16 protein-coding genes are annotated in these 17235 nt (G+C 66.2%); 12 read left to right on the plus strand and 4 right to left on the minus strand.

Annotated elements, in window-relative coordinates:
* The first annotated feature begins 30 nt into the window (after window positions 1-30).
* From ACTXG5_RS06390 to eccA, 10 genes are all read left to right on the plus strand, one after another.
* Entirely contained in the window at window positions 31-2112 is a 2082-nt protein-coding gene (locus ACTXG5_RS06390) for a serine/threonine-protein kinase (protein ID WP_445162881.1), read from the plus strand.
* A 54-nt stretch (window positions 2113-2166) separates the two neighbouring features.
* Complete coding sequence (locus ACTXG5_RS06395; RefSeq protein ID WP_445162882.1) at window positions 2167-2676, plus strand: pullulanase; 510 nt, start codon at window positions 2167-2169, stop codon at window positions 2674-2676.
* A 140-nt stretch (window positions 2677-2816) separates the two neighbouring features.
* Window positions 2817-3140: a WXG100 family type VII secretion target gene (locus ACTXG5_RS06400; RefSeq protein ID WP_445162883.1), complete on the plus strand. Its 324-nt coding sequence runs from the start codon at window positions 2817-2819 to the stop codon at window positions 3138-3140.
* 50 nt (window positions 3141-3190) lie between these two features.
* On the plus strand, window positions 3191-3487 hold the full coding sequence (locus ACTXG5_RS06405) for a WXG100 family type VII secretion target (protein WP_445162884.1): 297 nt from the start codon (window positions 3191-3193) through the stop codon (window positions 3485-3487).
* 59 nt (window positions 3488-3546) lie between these two features.
* Window positions 3547-4380, plus strand: a complete 834-nt coding sequence (locus ACTXG5_RS06410) for an ESX secretion-associated protein EspG (RefSeq protein WP_445162885.1) — start codon at window positions 3547-3549, stop codon at window positions 4378-4380.
* A 35-nt stretch (window positions 4381-4415) separates the two neighbouring features.
* A complete protein-coding gene (locus ACTXG5_RS06415) occupies window positions 4416-5444 on the plus strand; it encodes a nucleotide-binding protein (protein WP_445162886.1) in 1029 nt (342 codons plus the stop codon).
* A complete protein-coding gene (gene eccD / locus ACTXG5_RS06420; RefSeq protein ID WP_445162887.1) occupies window positions 5444-6937 on the plus strand; it encodes a type VII secretion integral membrane protein EccD in 1494 nt (497 codons plus the stop codon). The genes ACTXG5_RS06415 and eccD overlap by 1 nt, the downstream gene beginning before the upstream one ends.
* Window positions 6934-8592, plus strand: coding sequence for a type VII secretion-associated serine protease mycosin (gene mycP / locus ACTXG5_RS06425; RefSeq protein ID WP_445162888.1), 1659 nt, complete (start codon window positions 6934-6936; stop codon window positions 8590-8592). The genes eccD and mycP overlap by 4 nt, the downstream gene beginning before the upstream one ends.
* The gene (eccE, locus tag ACTXG5_RS06430) at window positions 8589-10127 is read left to right on the plus strand and encodes a type VII secretion protein EccE (protein ID WP_445162889.1); all 1539 of its coding nucleotides are present in this window, start codon (window positions 8589-8591) and stop codon (window positions 10125-10127) included. Before mycP ends, eccE begins: the two co-directional genes overlap by 4 nt.
* Window positions 10124-11974 (plus strand): type VII secretion AAA-ATPase EccA, encoded by a 1851-nt coding sequence (gene eccA / locus ACTXG5_RS06435; protein WP_445162890.1) that lies wholly within the window; start codon window positions 10124-10126, stop codon window positions 11972-11974. Before eccE ends, eccA begins: the two co-directional genes overlap by 4 nt.
* Window positions 11975-11991: 17 nt before the next feature.
* Here the strand turns inward: eccA and ACTXG5_RS06440 are convergent, their stop codons facing one another.
* Window positions 11992-12807 (minus strand): hypothetical protein, encoded by an 816-nt coding sequence (locus ACTXG5_RS06440; protein ID WP_445162891.1) that lies wholly within the window; start codon window positions 12805-12807, stop codon window positions 11992-11994.
* Window positions 12808-13143: 336 nt separating this feature from the next.
* On the opposite strand from ACTXG5_RS06440, the gene ACTXG5_RS06445 reads away from it, so the two are divergent.
* On the plus strand, window positions 13144-13425 hold the full coding sequence (locus tag ACTXG5_RS06445) for a WhiB family transcriptional regulator (RefSeq protein ID WP_445162892.1): 282 nt from the start codon (window positions 13144-13146) through the stop codon (window positions 13423-13425).
* Here ACTXG5_RS06445 and ACTXG5_RS06450 read toward each other — a convergent pair.
* Both ACTXG5_RS06450 and ACTXG5_RS06455 read right to left on the minus strand, forming a co-directional pair.
* Window positions 13422-13856, minus strand: coding sequence for a nitroreductase family deazaflavin-dependent oxidoreductase (locus tag ACTXG5_RS06450; protein WP_445162893.1), 435 nt, complete (start codon window positions 13854-13856; stop codon window positions 13422-13424). The two genes, ACTXG5_RS06445 and ACTXG5_RS06450, sit on opposite strands and share 4 nt — an antisense overlap.
* 21 nt (window positions 13857-13877) lie before the next feature.
* The gene (locus tag ACTXG5_RS06455; RefSeq protein WP_445162894.1) at window positions 13878-14714 is read right to left on the minus strand and encodes an NAD(P)H-binding protein; all 837 of its coding nucleotides are present in this window, start codon (window positions 14712-14714) and stop codon (window positions 13878-13880) included.
* Between the two features lie 122 nt (window positions 14715-14836).
* On the opposite strand from ACTXG5_RS06455, the gene sigI reads away from it, so the two are divergent.
* Window positions 14837-15721 (plus strand): RNA polymerase sigma factor SigI, encoded by an 885-nt coding sequence (gene sigI, locus ACTXG5_RS06460; RefSeq protein WP_445162895.1) that lies wholly within the window; start codon window positions 14837-14839, stop codon window positions 15719-15721.
* A 16-nt stretch (window positions 15722-15737) separates the two neighbouring features.
* On the opposite strand, the gene ACTXG5_RS06465 is transcribed toward sigI, so the two are convergent.
* Window positions 15738-17021, minus strand: a complete 1284-nt coding sequence (locus ACTXG5_RS06465) for a MinD/ParA family ATP-binding protein (protein ID WP_445162896.1) — start codon at window positions 17019-17021, stop codon at window positions 15738-15740.
* Between the last annotated feature and the right edge of the window lie 214 nt (window positions 17022-17235).

Genomic DNA, 17235 nt, shown 5'->3' on the forward strand with positions numbered 1-17235 from the left:
ACAGTCGTTCGGCGAGCTTAAGATGCGCGCATGCCGTTAAGCGAGGGGGCGCAGTTCGCGGGGTACACCGTGGTGCGGTTGTTGGGTGCGGGCGGTATGGGCGAGGTGTACTTGGTGCGCCACCCGCGGTTGCCGCGTTTCGAGGCATTGAAGGTGTTGGGTGCCGAGGTGTCGGCGGATCCCGATTACCAGCAACGATTTAACCGTGAGGCGGAACTGGCTTCAGGTTTGTGGCATCCCAATATCGTGGGCGTGCAGGATCGCGGCGAGTTCGCGGGCCAGCTGTGGATCGCCATGGACTACGTTGACGGGTCCGACCTCGGCGCGCTGATGGACCGGCAGTACCCGGGCGGCATGCCGGCCGGGGAAGTGGTGGCGATCGTCACCGCCGTGGGCGCTGCCCTAGATCATGCGCATCACCGCGGGTTGCTGCACCGCGACATCAAGCCGGGCAATATTATGATCAGTCGGCCTGACGACGGTAGCCCACCGCGAATCCTGCTGTGCGACTTTGGTATTGCCCGCCCGGTCGACGACGCCACCGGTCTGACGGCGACGAATATGACGGTGGGCACCGTGTATTACTGCGCGCCCGAACAGTTGTCGGGTAGGCCACTCGATGGGCGCGCGGACCAATATGCGCTAGCCGCGACCGCCTACTACTTGCTCACCGGGGCCAAGTTGTTTCCTCATGTCAGCCCGGTGGCGGTGATCAACGCACACCTGACTTTGGCTGCGCCGCTGCTTGGTGGATTGCGGCCCGATCTGGCGAGCGCCAATTCGGTCTTTGCACGGGCGCTGGCCAAGAATCCCGCCGAGCGGTTCGACCGTTGCGGTGATTTCGCGGCCGCGTTGGCCGGCCACCTGCCGAACGTCGGCACCGGGCACACTGCGCCGTTTACTCGCCCGACCACGGCACCGGCATCCGAACAAACCCTGCAATCCGCAGCGACCGAGGCCACCCGACCAATCTCACGGCCGCGCTCAGATTTCAGGCCACCCGCCCCGGCCGGATACCCGGGTCCCCCGATGCCACCGCCACCGTGGGGCGCCCCGCCCGGGCTGAATGCCGGTCCGGAGCCACCGCGCAGCCGCAAACGCCTTGTGGTCCTGAGCCTTTCACTGCTTGCCGTGCTGGCGCTGGTGGCGGGAGTGGGGATATTCGCGGCCGGCAAGATCATGAGCGGTGACGCCACGAAACGGGCTGAGCAGGACCGCGAAGCCGCCAGGCTGGCCGGGCAGCATTACCTGGAGGCGCTTGCGGTCGGCGACGCTCGCACCGCGCTGTCGTTGGGCGGAGACCAGCCCGCCACGCCACAGTTGCTCACCGACAAGGTGCTGCGCGCTCAGCTCGCCACCACTCCGATCACCGAGATCAAGGTGACCAACGACCTGACCCAGGAACCGAACACCCCGCCTGATGCCCAGCGTCTCGTCCTGGCCGCGAAGTTCGGCGTCACGCCGACTCAAGTCGTGATCTGGGCACACAAGAAAGACGGCCAATGGAAGCTCGACACCACCACCACCGCAATCGCTGTCGACAATCCACCCAATGCTGTTGAAGCAATGAAAGACCTTGCGGTGTACGGAGTGGGGACGAACGGCGCCGACCCTATCCAGGTTTTCCCCGGCCTCGTTCAGGTCGGGTCGACCAATCGCTATATCGATATCACCGCGCCGCCGAAACCGGTGCTGCTCGAGGCGCTCTCCGCGCCGGCGACTAACCGGCCGACTATCCAACCCACCGTCGCACTCAACGATGCCGGGCGCCAGGCCTCTCTGGCCGCCATTGATACCAGGCTCCACTACTGCTTCAACGGGGTACCCGCCCCGTCGGGGTGCTGCCCCAAAGGCGGCTGCCCACGCCTGAGGGAGCCAATTCCTGGTGTCGACGAAAGCACCGTGAAACTCGAGAATCTCGAGAACACCCAAGACATGACCTACGAACTGGACGCCAATTCGATGACGGCGCACGTCTCGGGAACCGTCAACTATCGGGCGCAGGTGCTGGCGAACTCGCAACCTACTACGCTCCAGCAAACTTATGTTCTCGGGGATAACCACGTCGACCTGACCAAAGAACCGCCGGTTTATGTGCCTAAACCGCAATGACCCGGCACGGGCGATAGCGGGAACCACAGGCGGTCAACACGCGTCGGAAAAATCGTGGACTACTGCATCGGATCTGACGACGGCACGGCGGCGATCTGGCATGGCCAGCCCGACCTAGATCTCGACCATGACGGTCGGCTCGAATCGATCGGGCTCGATTTCGATCACGACGGAATGCGCGACGACGCCCTCGCGGATTTGGACGGCGATGAGATGGTCGATCACGCCGTGCTCGACCTCAACAATGACGGCACTCCCGAGGCGTATTTCACCGACGACGGCTCTGGGACCTGGGCCGTGGCCGTGGACCGCGCCGGCGGACTGCGCTGGTACGGGCTCGACGGCACCGAGCACACTGGCGGCCCATTGGTCGACTTCGACGGCCGCGGACACCCGGACGACCGGCTGGTGGACATCGACGGCAACGGCGTCGCAGACCGGGTGCTGTGCGCCGACGACAACGGGTTGACGGGCTATGTGGACACCGACGGTGACGGGCGCTGGGACGTCCGGATCACCGATACCGATGGCGACGGCGCGGCCGACGGCGCGAGCAGTCTTTGACATGGTGTTTTGCGGCATTCGCCAATGGGTAAATCAACGCCTGTGTAGCAGCCAAAACAACTGAAGTGACAATGCCCGATACCTGTCTAGACTGCTATCCATATCCAGGCGGGGAGCCTAAGAAATCGAGGGAGAAACACATGGCGGGGTCAACGGTCGTCTCACCGGAACTGCTACGCAGCTCGAAGCAACGGATCGAATCGCGACTGCAAGAGGCAGCCGCAATCGCCAATCAATATCTGAGTGGCCACGAGAACATCGTCAGCGCCACCGGCTGGGCCGGGCAAGCCGGGTCGACGTCGCTCAACACGGCCGGCCAAATACAGCATGACTTGCAGCAGATCATGACCGGCGGTAACCGATTGGCCCACGGCCTCGGCCAGGCGGCAACACTGATGGAGCACCACGAGGCCGATTCGGCCCACAGTCTGAATGGCGTGTTCGGCGGCGGCCAGTCCACCTAAGTCGGCATTCCGCCAATCCCAGAAGCTTATTCAAGTTAAGGAAATCGAACATGTCAGAGCAGATTGTTTACAACCACGCCGCCGTCAGCGGCCTAACCGGTGACATCGCCACCCAGGCGGCGCAGTTGATGGAAATCCACGACGACGTTCTTCACATCACCCAGTCGTTGGCCGAGTTCTTCCAGGGCCACGGCGCCACGGCCTTCTTCGACGCACAACAGCAGATGCTGCACGGCTTGCAGGACATGATCCAGACCGTCAGCTTGCACGGCCACACGGTCAACAACGTGCACGACAACGCGATCAATACGGACAGCCAGATCGGCGGTCTCTTTCACAGCGCTTAGTCCTGGCTTGGCGGGGCGCACGAGAGCGTGCGCCCCGCGCTTGGCTTTAAGGGAAGACCGTGTTAACCACCTCATTGGACGGCCTGTGGGTACTTCAGGTACTCACAGGCATCGAGGTCTTGGCTCCCGAAATGGGGCTGCGACCGCATTTGCCCAGCGTTGAGCCCAAGCACAAGGCACTGCAGCACCCGGTGACCGCCGAACTACGCGCCGCTGGGGTGATCGATGAAACGGGCTCCGTCGACGGCGCGGTCGTCGAATGGTTGACCGTGCTGTCGCGCCGCGACATCGGGCTGATGATGCACTTCCGCCTGCCCGACGACGGCGAACCGACGCGGGCGCTGCTGGCCAGGTTCGCGCACTGGTGGGTCGCCATCGAACGATCGGGAGACCTCGTTCGGATCAGCGGGGCGGGCATCGCGGGCAACGAGGGTACGGCCAGCGCGGTGCTCAACGCACAGATCGAACGGTTATGCGGCGCAAGCGATCCCGCGCCGCTACATCCCGTCACGCTGGACGCCGATGCCATGCGTGCCGCCGCCACCGACGAGGGATCGCTGCACGGATTCCTTGGCACTCAGGGGCTCGAAGCCGATCAGGTGCACATGCTGAAACTCGCCACCGACCCCGAGCGATCGGCCCAGGCCTCGATCGTCGCGATCCAGTCGGGGGTGGACAGCGGGCGGCCCACCCGGACCTACATCGAACCGGGCGCGGTGACGATCATCGATACACCGGAAGGACGACTGGTCGCAGAACACGTTTCTTCCGGGGCCAAGAAGTGGATGATCATCGCCCCGGGTACCAAGAGCAACATCGGTTCCGCGATCAGCCATATGGTGCGGCGGTTGCCGGCCGACCAGGAATGGCATTCGTACCGAAAAATCGTGTAGTCGAAGGGTAGAGCGAAAATGATAGCATCGGCATCGTGACAAATCCGTGGACGGGCTCATCAAATTCTCCGGAACAAGGCGGACCGACTCGCCGAGAAACGCCCGCCGCGCGCTACCAAAATCAAGACTCAGTGTCCGGCACATTGCGCATTTCCGATATGGTCGCCCCGCGCAAAATCCCACCGGGCGGGGGGTGGCGCAAATTTCTGTACCAGGCGACATTCCACGCCATTAATTTCGGCGAATCGCCGGCCGAGAGGCATTATCGGGAATTGCAGGAGCGAATTCGGCGCCATATCCGAAAGCAGTACGTCGTCGGGGTCATCTCGGGCAAGGGCGGCGTCGGTAAGACCACGATGACCGCCTGCATCGGCGCGGTGTTCCGGGAATGCCGCCCCGAGAATGTGGTGGCGATCGACGCCGCCCCGGGCTTTGGCACGCTGGCCGGACGGATCGACGAATCCCCACCGGGCGATTACGCGGCGGTGCTCAACGATACAGATGTCCAGGGCTACGCTGACATCCGAGAACACTTGGGGCAGAACAGCCTTGGCCTTGACGTGCTGGCCGGAAACAGAGCGTCGGACCAGCCGCGGCCGCTGGTTGCATCGATGTTCTCCGGAGTGCTCTCGCGGCTGCGCCGCACCCACACCGTGATCGTGGTGGATAGCTCCGACGACCTCGAGCACCCCGTGATGAAGGCGGTGCTCGACGCGTGCGACACGCTGGTGTTCGTCTCCGGGCTCACGGCCGACACCTCGTTGCCGGTGACCCGCGCGATCGACTTGCTGCGGTCGATGGGTTATCACGAATTGGTGTCTCGCAGCATGGTCATCCTGAACGACAGTCGCAATAAATACGAAAATGAGGCGCGCACGTATCTCACCGAGCGTTTCGCGCAATCGGGTGCGACGGTCGAGTTCATGCCGTATGACCCTTATCTCGCTAAAGGCGGGATCATCGATACCCGGCACGAGCTGAAGAAGAAAACGCGCCTGCGCATATTCGAAATCACCGCCGCATTGGCTGATAAATACATTCCAGATGCCGACAGGCCGCGCTAATGACCGCGTACGTGGGCAAGGTCTCGTTTCCAGCCCGTTGCGCGGTCGCGGTCGTATGTGGGGAACACCTGGTTTCGCAGGTATACCCCGCTTCGGTGCCGATCGAGGCCTTCCTCGACAACGTCGTGGAGTTGCTCAACGAGGAACTCAAGCGTCGGGGCTTCACCGGACTGGAGTCCGGTGTCCGGTACGAACTCCACAAGGCCAACGGAGTACGGCTGGATGTCACCAAGACGTTCGATCAGCTGGGTGTCGAAGACGGCGCCACGCTCACCCTGGTTCCCGCGGTAGCTGGTGAATCGTTCGAGCCGCAGTACGAGTCGTTGTCCACCGGCCTGGCCCGCGTCGGGAAAGCCTTGTTCGAGCCGGTCACCCTCCAAACCGCTGCGCGCACCGCGCTGGTCATCCTCGCGATGGTGTCGTTGACCCTGCTGGGACTGGCTGTGCGCCAACGCCTCTCGACCGACTCCTTGATGCCCACCATCGTGACTGGCGTGGCCGGTCTGCTGACCGCCGGTGGCGCGGCCGCGGTGTGGCGTTGGTGGCCGGGTCGCGCCGACATGGTCGACGGACTCGGCTGGATCGCGTTGCCGTTGCTCACGGCGAGCGTTGCCGGCGGCGCGCCCGGACACCTCGGTGCCGCCCACGTGTTCATCGCTGCGCTGGCCGGAGCGGTACTGACTTGCGGAATCGCTTCTGCGACAGGGCGTCACGCCAACGTCGCGGCGACTGCGGTGACCATACTGGGGCTCGGTGGCGCCGCCGCGGCCGCACGAATGTGGTGGCCGGTTCCCGCGCAATGGCTGGGGATGTGCACGCTTGTCGCCCTGCTGCTGCTACTGACCATGGCCCCGACGGTTGCGCTGTGGGTCGCGAGGATCCGGCCGCCGTACTTCGGCTCGATCACCGGACGCGATTTGTTCCGTCGCAGCGCCGGTCTGCCGGCCGACGCGGTGTCGCCCGTCGATGAGGGTGCCGACGAGGAAGCAAGTCCGGACACCACGCCACGCGGTGCGCAGATCGCGTTGGGGGCGGTCCACGCCAACAACGTCCTGACCGGAATCTGCGTGGGAGCCGGGCTGACACTGCCCGCCGCGGTGTGGGCCACTTTGATGCCAGGCCACGACCGGAGCATGGCGGCCGCCGTGCTGGCCGGGCTGTTCGTGGTGATCTTCACCAGCCGCGGGCGGGCCTTCGCCGACAAACGACAAGCGATCGCGCTGGTGTGCGGTGCCGCCGCGGCAATGTGCGTCGGCGTCGCCAAATACGTCGTGCACGAGCCGACTTCATCCGGCTACGGGGTGCTATGGGGCGCGCTGGTCTTGTTCGGCTTCGGCGGCGCCGGCCTGCTGGCGGCTCTGCTGGTACCGATCACCAGGTTCACTCCGCTGGTCCGGATGATCGCCGAATGGGTGGAGATAGCGGCCATCATCGCGGCCCTGCCGCTGGCCGCGTGGATCGGTGGATTGTTTAACTGGGTGCGCATGCGATGACCCAGACGGCGCTCACCGCTCGCGCGTTGACCCAGCGGGTCGCGGCCACGGCGCTGACGAGTCTGCTCGTCGCCATGATAGCGAGTATTCCTGCAGCACAGTCGATCCCACCGCCGACCGTCGACCCCGGCCGGGTACCGGCGGACGGCAAGCCCGCCTCCGATCAGCCCATGCGGCAGAGCTTCGCCTGTGGACGAACGATCACCGTCGCCGATCCGAATGTGGCTTTGCCCGCGCCGGGCACCACGATGCTGAACGTCAGCAAGGCCTGGCAGTACTCAACGGGCAACGGGGTGCCGGTCGCGGTCATCGACACCGGTATCAATCCCAATCGGCGGCTGCCGGTGGTCGCGGGCGGCGATTACATCATGGGCGGCGACGGCCTGACCGACTGCGACGCCCACGGGACCATCGTGGCGTCGGTGATCGGCGCTGCGCCGCAAGGCACTCCGATGCCCGCACCGATGCCGAGCGTCCCGGCGTTTCCGCCGCCGGCGGGCCCACCGCCGAGCGATGCGGGTGCACCGCCGCCGGGCGGGCCACCGCCGCCGCCCGCGCCCCCGCCACCGCCTTCGCCGGTGACGATCACCCAAACCGTGCCGGCCGCACCGCCACCGCCGCCACCCGACGCTCCGTCGAACGGGCCGGGGGACCCCGCGCCCGGCCAGCCCGACGACCCCGAGGTGCCGCCCCCGCCCCCGGGCGCACCCGACGGAGTCGTCGGAGTCGCGCCGCATGCCGTCATCATTTCCATCCGCCAGTCCTCGCGGGCCTTTGAACCGGTGAATCCCGGTGCCGGCGACATGGAGGGGCGCAAGAAGGCCGGCACCATCGCGACACTCGCCAGCGCCATCGTGCATGCCGCGAACATAGGCGCGAAGGTGATCAATATCAGTGTCACAGCGTGTGTTTCGGCCGCCGACCCGCTCGATCAGGGCGCAATCGGTGCCGCCGTCTGGTATGCGGCAACCATCAAGGACGCAGTGATCGTCGCCGCGGCAGGCAATGACAGCGAAGACGGCTGCGCCCAAAACCCGTCATTCGATCCGCTCAACGCGTCCGATCCGCGCGACTGGCATCAGGTCAAGACGGTGTCGTCGCCATCCTGGTTCTCGGATTACGTCCTGTCGGTGGGGGCGGTCGACAACACCGGCGCACCGATCAACAAGAGCCTGGCCGGACCCTGGGTGGCCGCAGCGGCACCGGGCGTGGGAATCATGGGATTGTCTCCGGAAACCGGAGGACCGGCGAATGCCTATCCGCCGATCCGCCCGGGCGAGAAGAACATGCCGTTCTGGGGCACCAGCTTCTCCGCGGCCTACGTCAGCGGAGTGGCCGCACTGGTGCGGGCCAAGTATCCGGCACTGTCGGCCCACCAGATCATCAATCGGATTCTGCAGACCGCACACAATCCACCGCGCGGAGTCGACAACCAGGTGGGTTACGGTGTCGTCGACCCGGTGGCCGCGCTCACCTTCGATGTGCCCGCGGGAGAACGGCTTCCACCTGCGGCCGCTAGCCGCATCGTCCACCCGGCCCCACCGCCGCCACCACCGGATCACCGCGCCCGCACCGTGGCATTGGTATTCGCCGGAGTCGTGCTGGCCGCCGTCGCGGTGGTCTCGCTGATCGTTCGAGCACGGCGCGAGCGATGACAGCCGCGACGAAGCTGACGATCATCGTCGCCATCTTTGTTGCCGCCGTCGTCGGATGGGCGGTTGGTGGATACCCGGGTGCGGCAGCAGGTTTGGTGATCGGAATCGCTGCAGGTGTCATTCGATGGCGGGGTCAGCCGCTGTGGTCCTGGCTGATCCTGTGGTGGCGGCGCCGTCGGCCGATTTGGTGGAGCGAGCCGCTCACGGTCGCCAATGACCGTGCCGGCGGTGGCATCAGGTACCAGGACGGCGTCGCGGTGGCCGCGGTCCAACTGCTCGGGAAGGCCCATGCGCCAACGTTGTTCACCGGCTCGACCGCGACGTACACCGACAACTCCTTCGATGTCACCGACCTGATGCCACTGCTACACCAAAGCCTCGGCCTCACCTTGGACTCGCTGAGTGTGATCACCGCGGGGGCACGCCGCCGCAGCATCGGCGACTATCCGCGGGTGTACGACACCCTGATCGGTACACCGCCCTATGCGGGTCAGCGCGAAACGTGGCTCATCGTGCGAATCTCGGCCCTGAACAACGTCGAGGCGCTGCAGGGGCGTACTTCGGTCGGCACCGCGACGCTGGCAGCGGCACAGCGGATCAGCGCGGCGATGCGCCAACACGGCATCCGCGCCAGGGTCGCGACCGCGACCGACATCGTCGAGATGGAGCGGCGATTGGGCCGCTCCGCACTGGACGTCGGTAATCGGCGCTGGCGATCGGTGCGCGGGGACAGCGGTTGGTTGACGACCTATTGGTACCGGCCGGTCGACATCACTTCGGAGACTCTGGCCGAAGCGTGGTCGGCGCGCGTCGACGGGATCGTGCAGAACGTCACGCTTTTCAGTGATGGCACCGCAACGGCCACCGTGACCGTGCGCAGTGCCCAACCACCGACGGCGTCGTTGAGTATGCGGTTGCGGACCCTGCGGGGCGAGCAGCCGCAGGCGGTTGCCGCCAACCTGTGCGGTCCGCTGCCGGCGCTGCGCGGAATCCGCCGCGGTGTGCTGCGCGGTCCGCTCGTCGTTCCGATCGGGCCGTCGGGTGTGCTGCTCGGCAAGGTCGCCGGCGGGAATCGCATGCTGCTGCCGCTCGACGATGCCGGCGAGTTCAGCCGGGTGCACATCGCCGCAGAGGACACACTGGCCAAGAGGTTCATCATCCGCCTCGCCGGTGCCGGCGAGCGAATCACCGTGCACACGCGAAACATGCAGCGGTGGGCCAGTGTTCGCATGCCCGATATCGCTGTGACGGATCAACCGAAGCCGGTGTCGGGCACCACGGTCAGCGTCGTGGACGGCAGCATGTCGCCGGCGCCGCGGCCGAACACACTGATCTCGGTCGGGGGACCGGGCGAGCCGTACCGGGGGACCGCCAACGTATTGATCACCCAGACCGGCCCCGCGACGGTGGACGTGATGGCCGACGGTCATCTGCATGCGGTGGAGGTGGAGTTGTTCCGCGCCGAGAATCGGTACGTATCGTCGGAACCGATGGCTCTGCGAACTCCTGATCTCGAAGCGGTGGACACGCCATGACCAGCAGCACCACGCCGGCCGCCGCCCGCAAGTATTTCGATGCGGCGATGGCCTTGCTCGACAGCGACGTCGCCGGGGCCGCGGCGCGGTTTCGGGAGGCGACCGAAGTCGACCCGTCGATGGCCGACGCCTGGCTGGGCCGGATCGCCATGGGTGACGAGGCGCTGTCGACCATCGAGCAGCTCTACAGCTACGGGAGCCGGCTGCATCGGGAGACCAACCGGATAGGGGCACGCTTGTCGGCCCCGATCAAAGCGGGCCCGTATCTGTCGATTTCGGTGACCGAGGCCTCACATGCCGGGCTGGCGCTGGCGAGCGCCCTCATCGACGAACGCCAGTACGAGAAAGCCGAAGCGCTGCTTGCGGATTCGACGCTGCTGGACACCTGGGAAAACCACCAGTGGAAGCAGTACGTCGAGTCCTATCTGATGTTCGCCACCCAACGATGGCCGGACGTCATCTCGGTGGCGGCGGCCATCCTGCCGCCGCAGGCGATCATCATGTCCGCGGTCACCGCGGCCACCTGCACGCTGGCCGCGCATGCCGCGGCCCATCTCGGTCAGGCCCGGGTCGCGCTCGAGTGGACCGACCGGGTCGAGTTGCGCGCCGGACACGGCGGCCCGAGCGAGGCACGTCGTCAGCATCTCGAAACTGCCGTCACCGCAGTGGATCCCACCGACTTCCCGCTGATCGCCGCCGACCTGGCCTATGTGCGCGGGATGGCGCATCGCCAGCTCGGCGAGGAGCCCAAGGCGCAGATCTGGTTGTCCAAAGCGACGATCAACGGCGCATTGATCGAGCCTGCCAAGCAAGCGCTGGCCGACCTGGCGCTGCAATTGGTGGTCACCGACGAGGACGCCATCAGCTCCCGTAGCAACAAATGGGATGTGACCACCGAGCTGTCGGAGCAGCAGCGGCAGGAGGAGGGGCACCAAGAGCGGCGCACCGAACTCCTGCAGGAGGGTCGCGCGCTGCTCGACAACCAAGTCGGGTTGGCCGACGTCAAACGCGCGGTCGCCGAGCTGGAGGACCAGATCGAGGTCCGCGCGCTGCGTCTGGCGGCGGGGCTGCCGGTGGCCAATCAGACCAACCACATGCTGTTGGTCGGACCGCCCGGTACCGGTAAGACCACCACGGCCGAGGCGCTCGGGAAGATCTACGCGGGCCTGGGCATCGTGCGCCATCCGGAGATCGTCGAAGTCAAGCGGGCCGATTTCTGCGGGGAGCACATTGGCGCGTCGGGACCGAAGACCAACGAGCTGATCAGCCGGTCGCTGGGCCGCATCCTGTTCATGGATGAGTTCTACTCGCTGGTGGAACGGCATCAGGATGGTCGGCCGGACATGATCGGCATGGAGGCGGTCAACCAGCTGCTGGTGGCACTCGAGGTGCACCGGTTCGACTTCTGCTTCATCGGCGCCGGATATGAGAAGGAAGTCGACGAATTCCTCACGGTGAACCCGGGTCTGGCGGGCCGGTTCAACCGCAAATTGCGCTTCGAGTCCTATACACCCGACGAGCTGGTGGAAATCGCGATCCGCTACGGCAAGCCGCGCGCCACGGTGCTCGACCCCGCCACCGCCGAGGCGCTCAACGCCGCATGCGCGACGCTGCGCGCCTACCGCGCACCCGATGGCCAGCATGGCATCGATGCCATGCACAACGGCCGGTTCGCCCGCAATGTCGTTGAGCGCGCGGAGCGACTGCGGGACTCGCGGGTCGCCGCGCAGCATCGCGTCGACAAAGGGTCGGTGACGGTGGAGGACCTGCAGACGCTACGTACCCAGGACGTCGTTGCGGCGGTCAAGGGTGCGTGCGCGGAAAAGCATGTGCCGATAGTGCTTTGATCCCGGGCCGACGGACCTTAGCTGATTCGGCTGACCAGTGTTTCGATCGCCGCGTTGACGTCAGCGGACAACGGCTCGTCGTCCTCCGCGCGCACGATCATTTCTTCGGCGACGCCGGCGGCTTGTGCGGTCTCCAGAGTGGACAGGTTCGCTCGCCGCCGCGCCGCATACAACCGCTGCGCCAGCGGCGCACCCGGAATACCTGCCCCGAGAGTCATTAATTCGTCGCGGTGCCGGCGAACGGCGCCCAGGGCCCTGATCAATTCCGGGGTGATTCGGCTGATCCGGGTTGCCCGCACGACAATCGCCTCGAGTTGACGCAGATCGGCGAGGATGGGTGCCGCGCGCTCGATGAACTCGCGACCCTCGGCCGGGGGCAGTGCGGCGATCGCCAGGCTGCATCCGTCCACGGCCGCCACGACGGCCTGAGCGACCAACGACGCCGCGCCATCGGCCTCCGGGTTGTCTCCCAACGGGCCGTCGATCGATGCGGCTTGCGTCGTCGTGTTCTCGGCGACGGCTCCCCGGTGGCGGATTCGCGCGATGTTTCCGACCGGCCACTGCAGCACTTCCTCGAGTTTCGCGCGGGTCCGTTCCCGCGGCCAACTGCGGCCTTTCTCGAAAGCGATCAGTGCGCCGGCGTTGATGATCCCGTCCGCCGCAAGGCTGCGCTGGCTGATGTCGAGTTCTCGACGACGGGCGGCGGCTGCGGCTCCAGCGCGAACCACGCCCGGATCCGGACCGCCGGTCGCGATGATGTCCCCCTGCTCGTCGGAATCGTGAGGCTCCCGCGGCTCGACCGGTTTCGGTGGTCTGACGATTTCAAACCTCAAGGCTTTCCCGCCGTCTCGGATCACCGGGCTTGATCGCGTGCGATGTGTCGCCGCTACGCACAACCAGCAGAGCTGGCGGGGCAGTTGACGCGGCATTGGGCATCGGCAGGGATTCCTCGGTGAGATTTTTTTGCGGCGGGCTGCTCGCTGTCACGATTCTAACTGCTAATGCTATCGCGTCGCTACGGTTATACGGACGAGTTGCTACGGGCGCGGTGGCGCTCAGCCGTTGGAGTCGCCCCCTAACGGAGGAGAACTGTTGCATCGCTATAGTTAGTGCTATACCCTTTCCACCATGGGACGCAGAACTGCAACGCTTTCTGGAGGAACGTGGCGATGACCGCACCAACTCCGTACAACATCCCGTTGGGCGCTTGCACCAACGATCCCGACCGTTGGACGACGACTCCCGATGCGGAGGCCAAAGGCTTATGCCGGGCCTGCCCGCGCCGGTGGCAATGTGCCCGCGAGGCGGTTGAGGCGACGGGTGCGGAAGGCCTGTGGGCCGGCGTCGTGATTCCCGAATCGGGCCGGCCTCGCACGTTCGCGCTGAATCAGCTGCGTTCGCTGGCCGAGCGCCACGGATACCCGGTGCGCGAGACCGCCAAATCGGCCTAGTCGAAGCGGAAAACGGCGAGCCGGCCCGCGAGCGCCTCGAATTCGTCGGCGGTGCCGTCGCGCACCATTCCTGATCGCTTCGCGAACGACACACCAACCGGCACCTTGCTGGGGAACTCTCGCAGCACCGGGCGCGCTTGCTCGGCGGTCAGTTCGACGATGCTGACTTCCCGGGATCGTCGGCCCCGAGCCAGCGTGCCGCTACCCGCGGCACGGGCGTTGGCCGCCCAGTCCGCGCCCGGATAGCCCGCGACTACGTAGAGACCGCCCTGAAATTCGAATGGTGTCATCGGAGTGCTGCGCGGTTGACCCGACTTACGGCCGGGCACCGTAAGCACCATGGCAGGACCGGTCGGTATTCCTAATCTCTGCATCGCCATCATCATCTTGTTCATCGGTTTGAGGTAGCGCGGCGGGCGTGGTTCGGACATCTCGGAACTCCTATCGGGGATCTAGTTCGTGTACAGGTCGCGGTGTTCAGACACCCACTGCGCGAAGGAGACTGGCGCGCGGCCGAGAATCTTGTCCACGTCGTGAGTGACAAGTGCGGGGTTGTCGAGCGTTTCGGCGAGCATGCCCATATAGGCATCGCCGAAGTCGGCGCCGAACCCCAAGCCGATGAACCGTTGCCGTACTGCGTCCGGCGGTATTTCCCGGTACTTCAGTGGGCGGCCCAGCGCGGCGCCGATTACCTGCACAAGTTCTGTGTTGGTGAACGCCTGGGGGCCGGTCAACGGAACCCGCTGACCGACAAGCTCATCGGCCAGCAGCGCCTGCGCCGCGACCGCCGCGATGTCGATCTCGGCGATGGGTGCGGTCGAGGCCGCGGCATAAGGCCCGGCCACCACATCGCCGGCGCGTATCTGCGCGGCCCACATTCCGGCGAAGTTCGTCGCGAAGACCGTCGGTCGCAGGCTCACCCACGTCAGACCTGAGTCGACGGCGAGCTGTTCAACCTCCTTGTTACGGTCGCCGCGAAACCGCGATGGCTGCCGCGAAAAGTCGTCATCGGCGTTGATCGCCGACAGCGCGACCAGTTTGGTGACTCCCGAGCGCCGGCATTCGGCCACCACGCTGGCGAGGTCTTCGCCGAGCGCGCGGGAATTCAGGAATACCGCCGACGCCCCCGGCAACGCCTCGGCCGCCGCGCCACTCACTTCGACGCTCGAGGGAAACCCGGCGGATTTCGGGGTGCGGGTGACGGCCCGCACCCGGGCGCCCGCGGCGAGAAGTTCGGCAACAAGCGGGCGTCCGACATTGCCGGTCGCACCGGTTACGACGATTGTCATGGTGGTTTCTCCTCAAATCGAAAAGACTCGTTCAGATAGCTCGCATCAACGACGGGCGCGGAGGAGGGAAAGTTACAGTCGGTAGCCAGTAACTTTTTCCGGTAGCAGATCGTCGATGTCTCATGAACCAGACCCAGCCGCCAACCGACCAGATCGCCGATGCCTGGCGTCGGCACCGCCCCTATCTGGTCAATCTCGGATATCAAATCCTCGGAGATGTCGGCGACGCCGAAGATGTTGCGCAAGAGGCATTTCTGCGGTTATCACGGGTCGGTCCCGACGAGATCGACGACATCCGCGGCTGGCTCACCGTGATCACCAGCCGACTCTGTCTTGATCAGGTGCGTTCGGCGCGAACGCGCTACGAGCGGCTGAGCCAGCCCGACCATGCAGGCCTGGACACCGTCGTCGCGGAATCGCGGACCCTGGACCCAGCCGATCGGGTCACCCTCGACGACGAGGTCCGCACCGCGTTGATGGAAGTCCTGCGGCGCCTCAGTCCCGGCGAGCGGGTCGCGTTCGTGCTGCACGACGTGTTCGGCGTCCCGTTCGACACGATCGCCGAAACCGTGGGCCGCCCGGTCGGCACCTGCCGTCAACTGGCGCGGCGTGCACGATCGAAATTCACTGCGGCGCAGCCGAAGTTGAGTGAGGTGGAGTCTGCCGAGCACCAGCTCGTCACCGAGAGATTCATCACCGCCTGCGCCAACGGCGACATCGCCGCGTTGACCGCCGTCCTGGACCCGACGGTCTGGGGTGTGGGCACGCTCCTGGGCGACCCGGCGCCCCCGCCGCAGATCAACCACGGACCGGTTGCGGTGGCCACCAACCTGATGCGCTATCTGGGGCCGGGAGTCACGCTGGTCAGCGGTCCCGCCGGGCAGCACGTCGTGCTCGCGTTCGCCGAGCGCCGGCTCTTCGCCGCCATCGTGCTGACCATCCGCGGCCCGCTCGTCACCAAGATCGAGGCGATTGCTGACCCGTCGGCGCGGATCGCGGCCTCCTGACGCAAGCCCGAGGGCGTCAGGTCCTGTCGTCAGCCGGCCGGGAGTTGCGCGTGCGGTCGGGGCTCGCCGCGAAATACCCGGAGATCATCGCGGTGGCCTGCAGAAATTTGCGCCGTGTGGCGCCGGCCATCTCGTGGCTCACGTCGATGACGCCGCCGGGTCGCAGATGAGGGTCATAGGGCACCTCGACCACCGGCTGCCCGTGATCGACGAACTCGCGGGCCAGCAGCGCCCGAGTGCGTTTGTCGGCGTGGCCGTCGGAATCGTTGAGCACCACGATCGTGTTGTGCAGCAGCTCCGTCATGCCCTGATCCGACAGCCATTCCATGGTCCGGGCGGCCGCGGAGGCCGCGTCGGCCCACGGTGAGGACACCACGATCAGTGCATCCAGGTCGCTCAGGACTTCCTGCGTGACCGGCGAATCCATCGTCGAACCGCAGTCGATGACCGAGATCGTGAAATGGCGATCCAGCCTCGAGGCGGCTTCCCGGTAAATCGCGGGATCCAGCACCCGGCGCGGACCGGCCGCCGGTTCGCCGGCCAGCACATGCAGGCCGACCGAATTACGGCCGACCCGGTCGGCCACGTCGGTGAAGGACTCCAAGTTCTTGTCGGCGGTCAGTTCCCAGAACGAGCTCGTCGACCGCGGATCGATTCGGCTGCTCAATCGGCCGAAGGCGGTATCGGCATCGATCGCCACGACGTGGTCGTGCTGGCGGAGTTCGGCGAACAGCGATCCGACACTGGCGGCGACGGACGTCTTTCCCACACCGCCCTTGCCGACCACGCCGACCTTGTGGTTGCCACGGAAACCGGTCCGGATGGTTGCTTCGAATTGGGCATCTTGGCGTTGCGCGGGCGACGGACCCAGCTTGACCAGGCCAAAGGTGAGCAGTCGCAGGATGCGTCGCCACCCGCGGTCGGGGACCTCGGCCGCGTCCGGCGGAACCGGTACGAGGCCGGCATCGGCGGCCGGTAACCGCGACGTTGCCACGTGGGTTATCAGCGAAGAAGCCGACTGCTGAGGCGCCCCAGCGGGCCGCGGCCCGGGCGGGGGGGCGACGGGTTGACGTGGTGGCGGGGGCGGAAACGGCCGCTGGCGCGGTGGAGGCGGGGGCCCCGCGGGCTGCCGCGGCGTGGGAGGCGGAAACGCCGGTGAGCGCGGCGGTGCGGGCGGCGGAGAAGCTGCCGGTGGCGCGCCGCGGTGGTCCCTGGGATGGGGACCGGGCGGTCGTGCGGCGGGGGTGCTGGGCCGGTCGGGCTGCAGACGGTCCCGCAGGAATTCGTCGCGCTCGTTCATGGGGCTCCTCGGTGCCGGGCGATCGTTCGCCGCGCGTTGGCCGGCCGCCGGGCGATCACCTGACCCATATCGGTCCAGTAGTGGTCACCCGGTCTCAATCAGTATCGCGCAAACTCGGTAGGCCTTGACGCGGTGCCACCACAACGGCCCGGGCGCCCGCCGGGCATGCCGAACGGCGATGTGGACAGCATTGCTGCCACGCATTATCGCTATC

This window comes from Mycobacterium sp. Dal123C01, from assembly GCF_052566995.1.

Bases quoted from the DNA above. Each gene is read 5' to 3' on its own strand.
- ACTXG5_RS06455 (WP_445162894.1), bottom strand. From the start codon at position 14,714: ATGACAATCGTCGTAACCGGTGCGACCGGCAATGTCGGACGCCCGCTT.
- ACTXG5_RS06450 (WP_445162893.1), bottom strand. From the start codon at position 13,856: ATGTCCGAACCACGCCCGCCGCGCTACCTCAAACCGATGAACAAGATG.
- ACTXG5_RS06465 (WP_445162896.1), bottom strand. From the start codon at position 17,021: ATGAACGAGCGCGACGAATTCCTGCGGGACCGTCTGCAGCCCGACCGG.
- ACTXG5_RS06405 (WP_445162884.1), top strand. From the start codon at position 3,191: ATGTCAGAGCAGATTGTTTACAACCACGCCGCCGTCAGCGGCCTAACC.
- eccE (WP_445162889.1), top strand. From the start codon at position 8,589: ATGACAGCCGCGACGAAGCTGACGATCATCGTCGCCATCTTTGTTGCC.
- mycP (WP_445162888.1), top strand. From the start codon at position 6,934: ATGACCCAGACGGCGCTCACCGCTCGCGCGTTGACCCAGCGGGTCGCG.
- ACTXG5_RS06445 (WP_445162892.1), top strand. From the start codon at position 13,144: ATGACCGCACCAACTCCGTACAACATCCCGTTGGGCGCTTGCACCAAC.
- sigI (WP_445162895.1), top strand. From the start codon at position 14,837: ATGAACCAGACCCAGCCGCCAACCGACCAGATCGCCGATGCCTGGCGT.
- eccD (WP_445162887.1), top strand. From the start codon at position 5,444: ATGACCGCGTACGTGGGCAAGGTCTCGTTTCCAGCCCGTTGCGCGGTC.
- ACTXG5_RS06390 (WP_445162881.1), top strand. From the start codon at position 31: ATGCCGTTAAGCGAGGGGGCGCAGTTCGCGGGGTACACCGTGGTGCGG.
- eccA (WP_445162890.1), top strand. From the start codon at position 10,124: ATGACCAGCAGCACCACGCCGGCCGCCGCCCGCAAGTATTTCGATGCG.
- ACTXG5_RS06400 (WP_445162883.1), top strand. From the start codon at position 2,817: ATGGCGGGGTCAACGGTCGTCTCACCGGAACTGCTACGCAGCTCGAAG.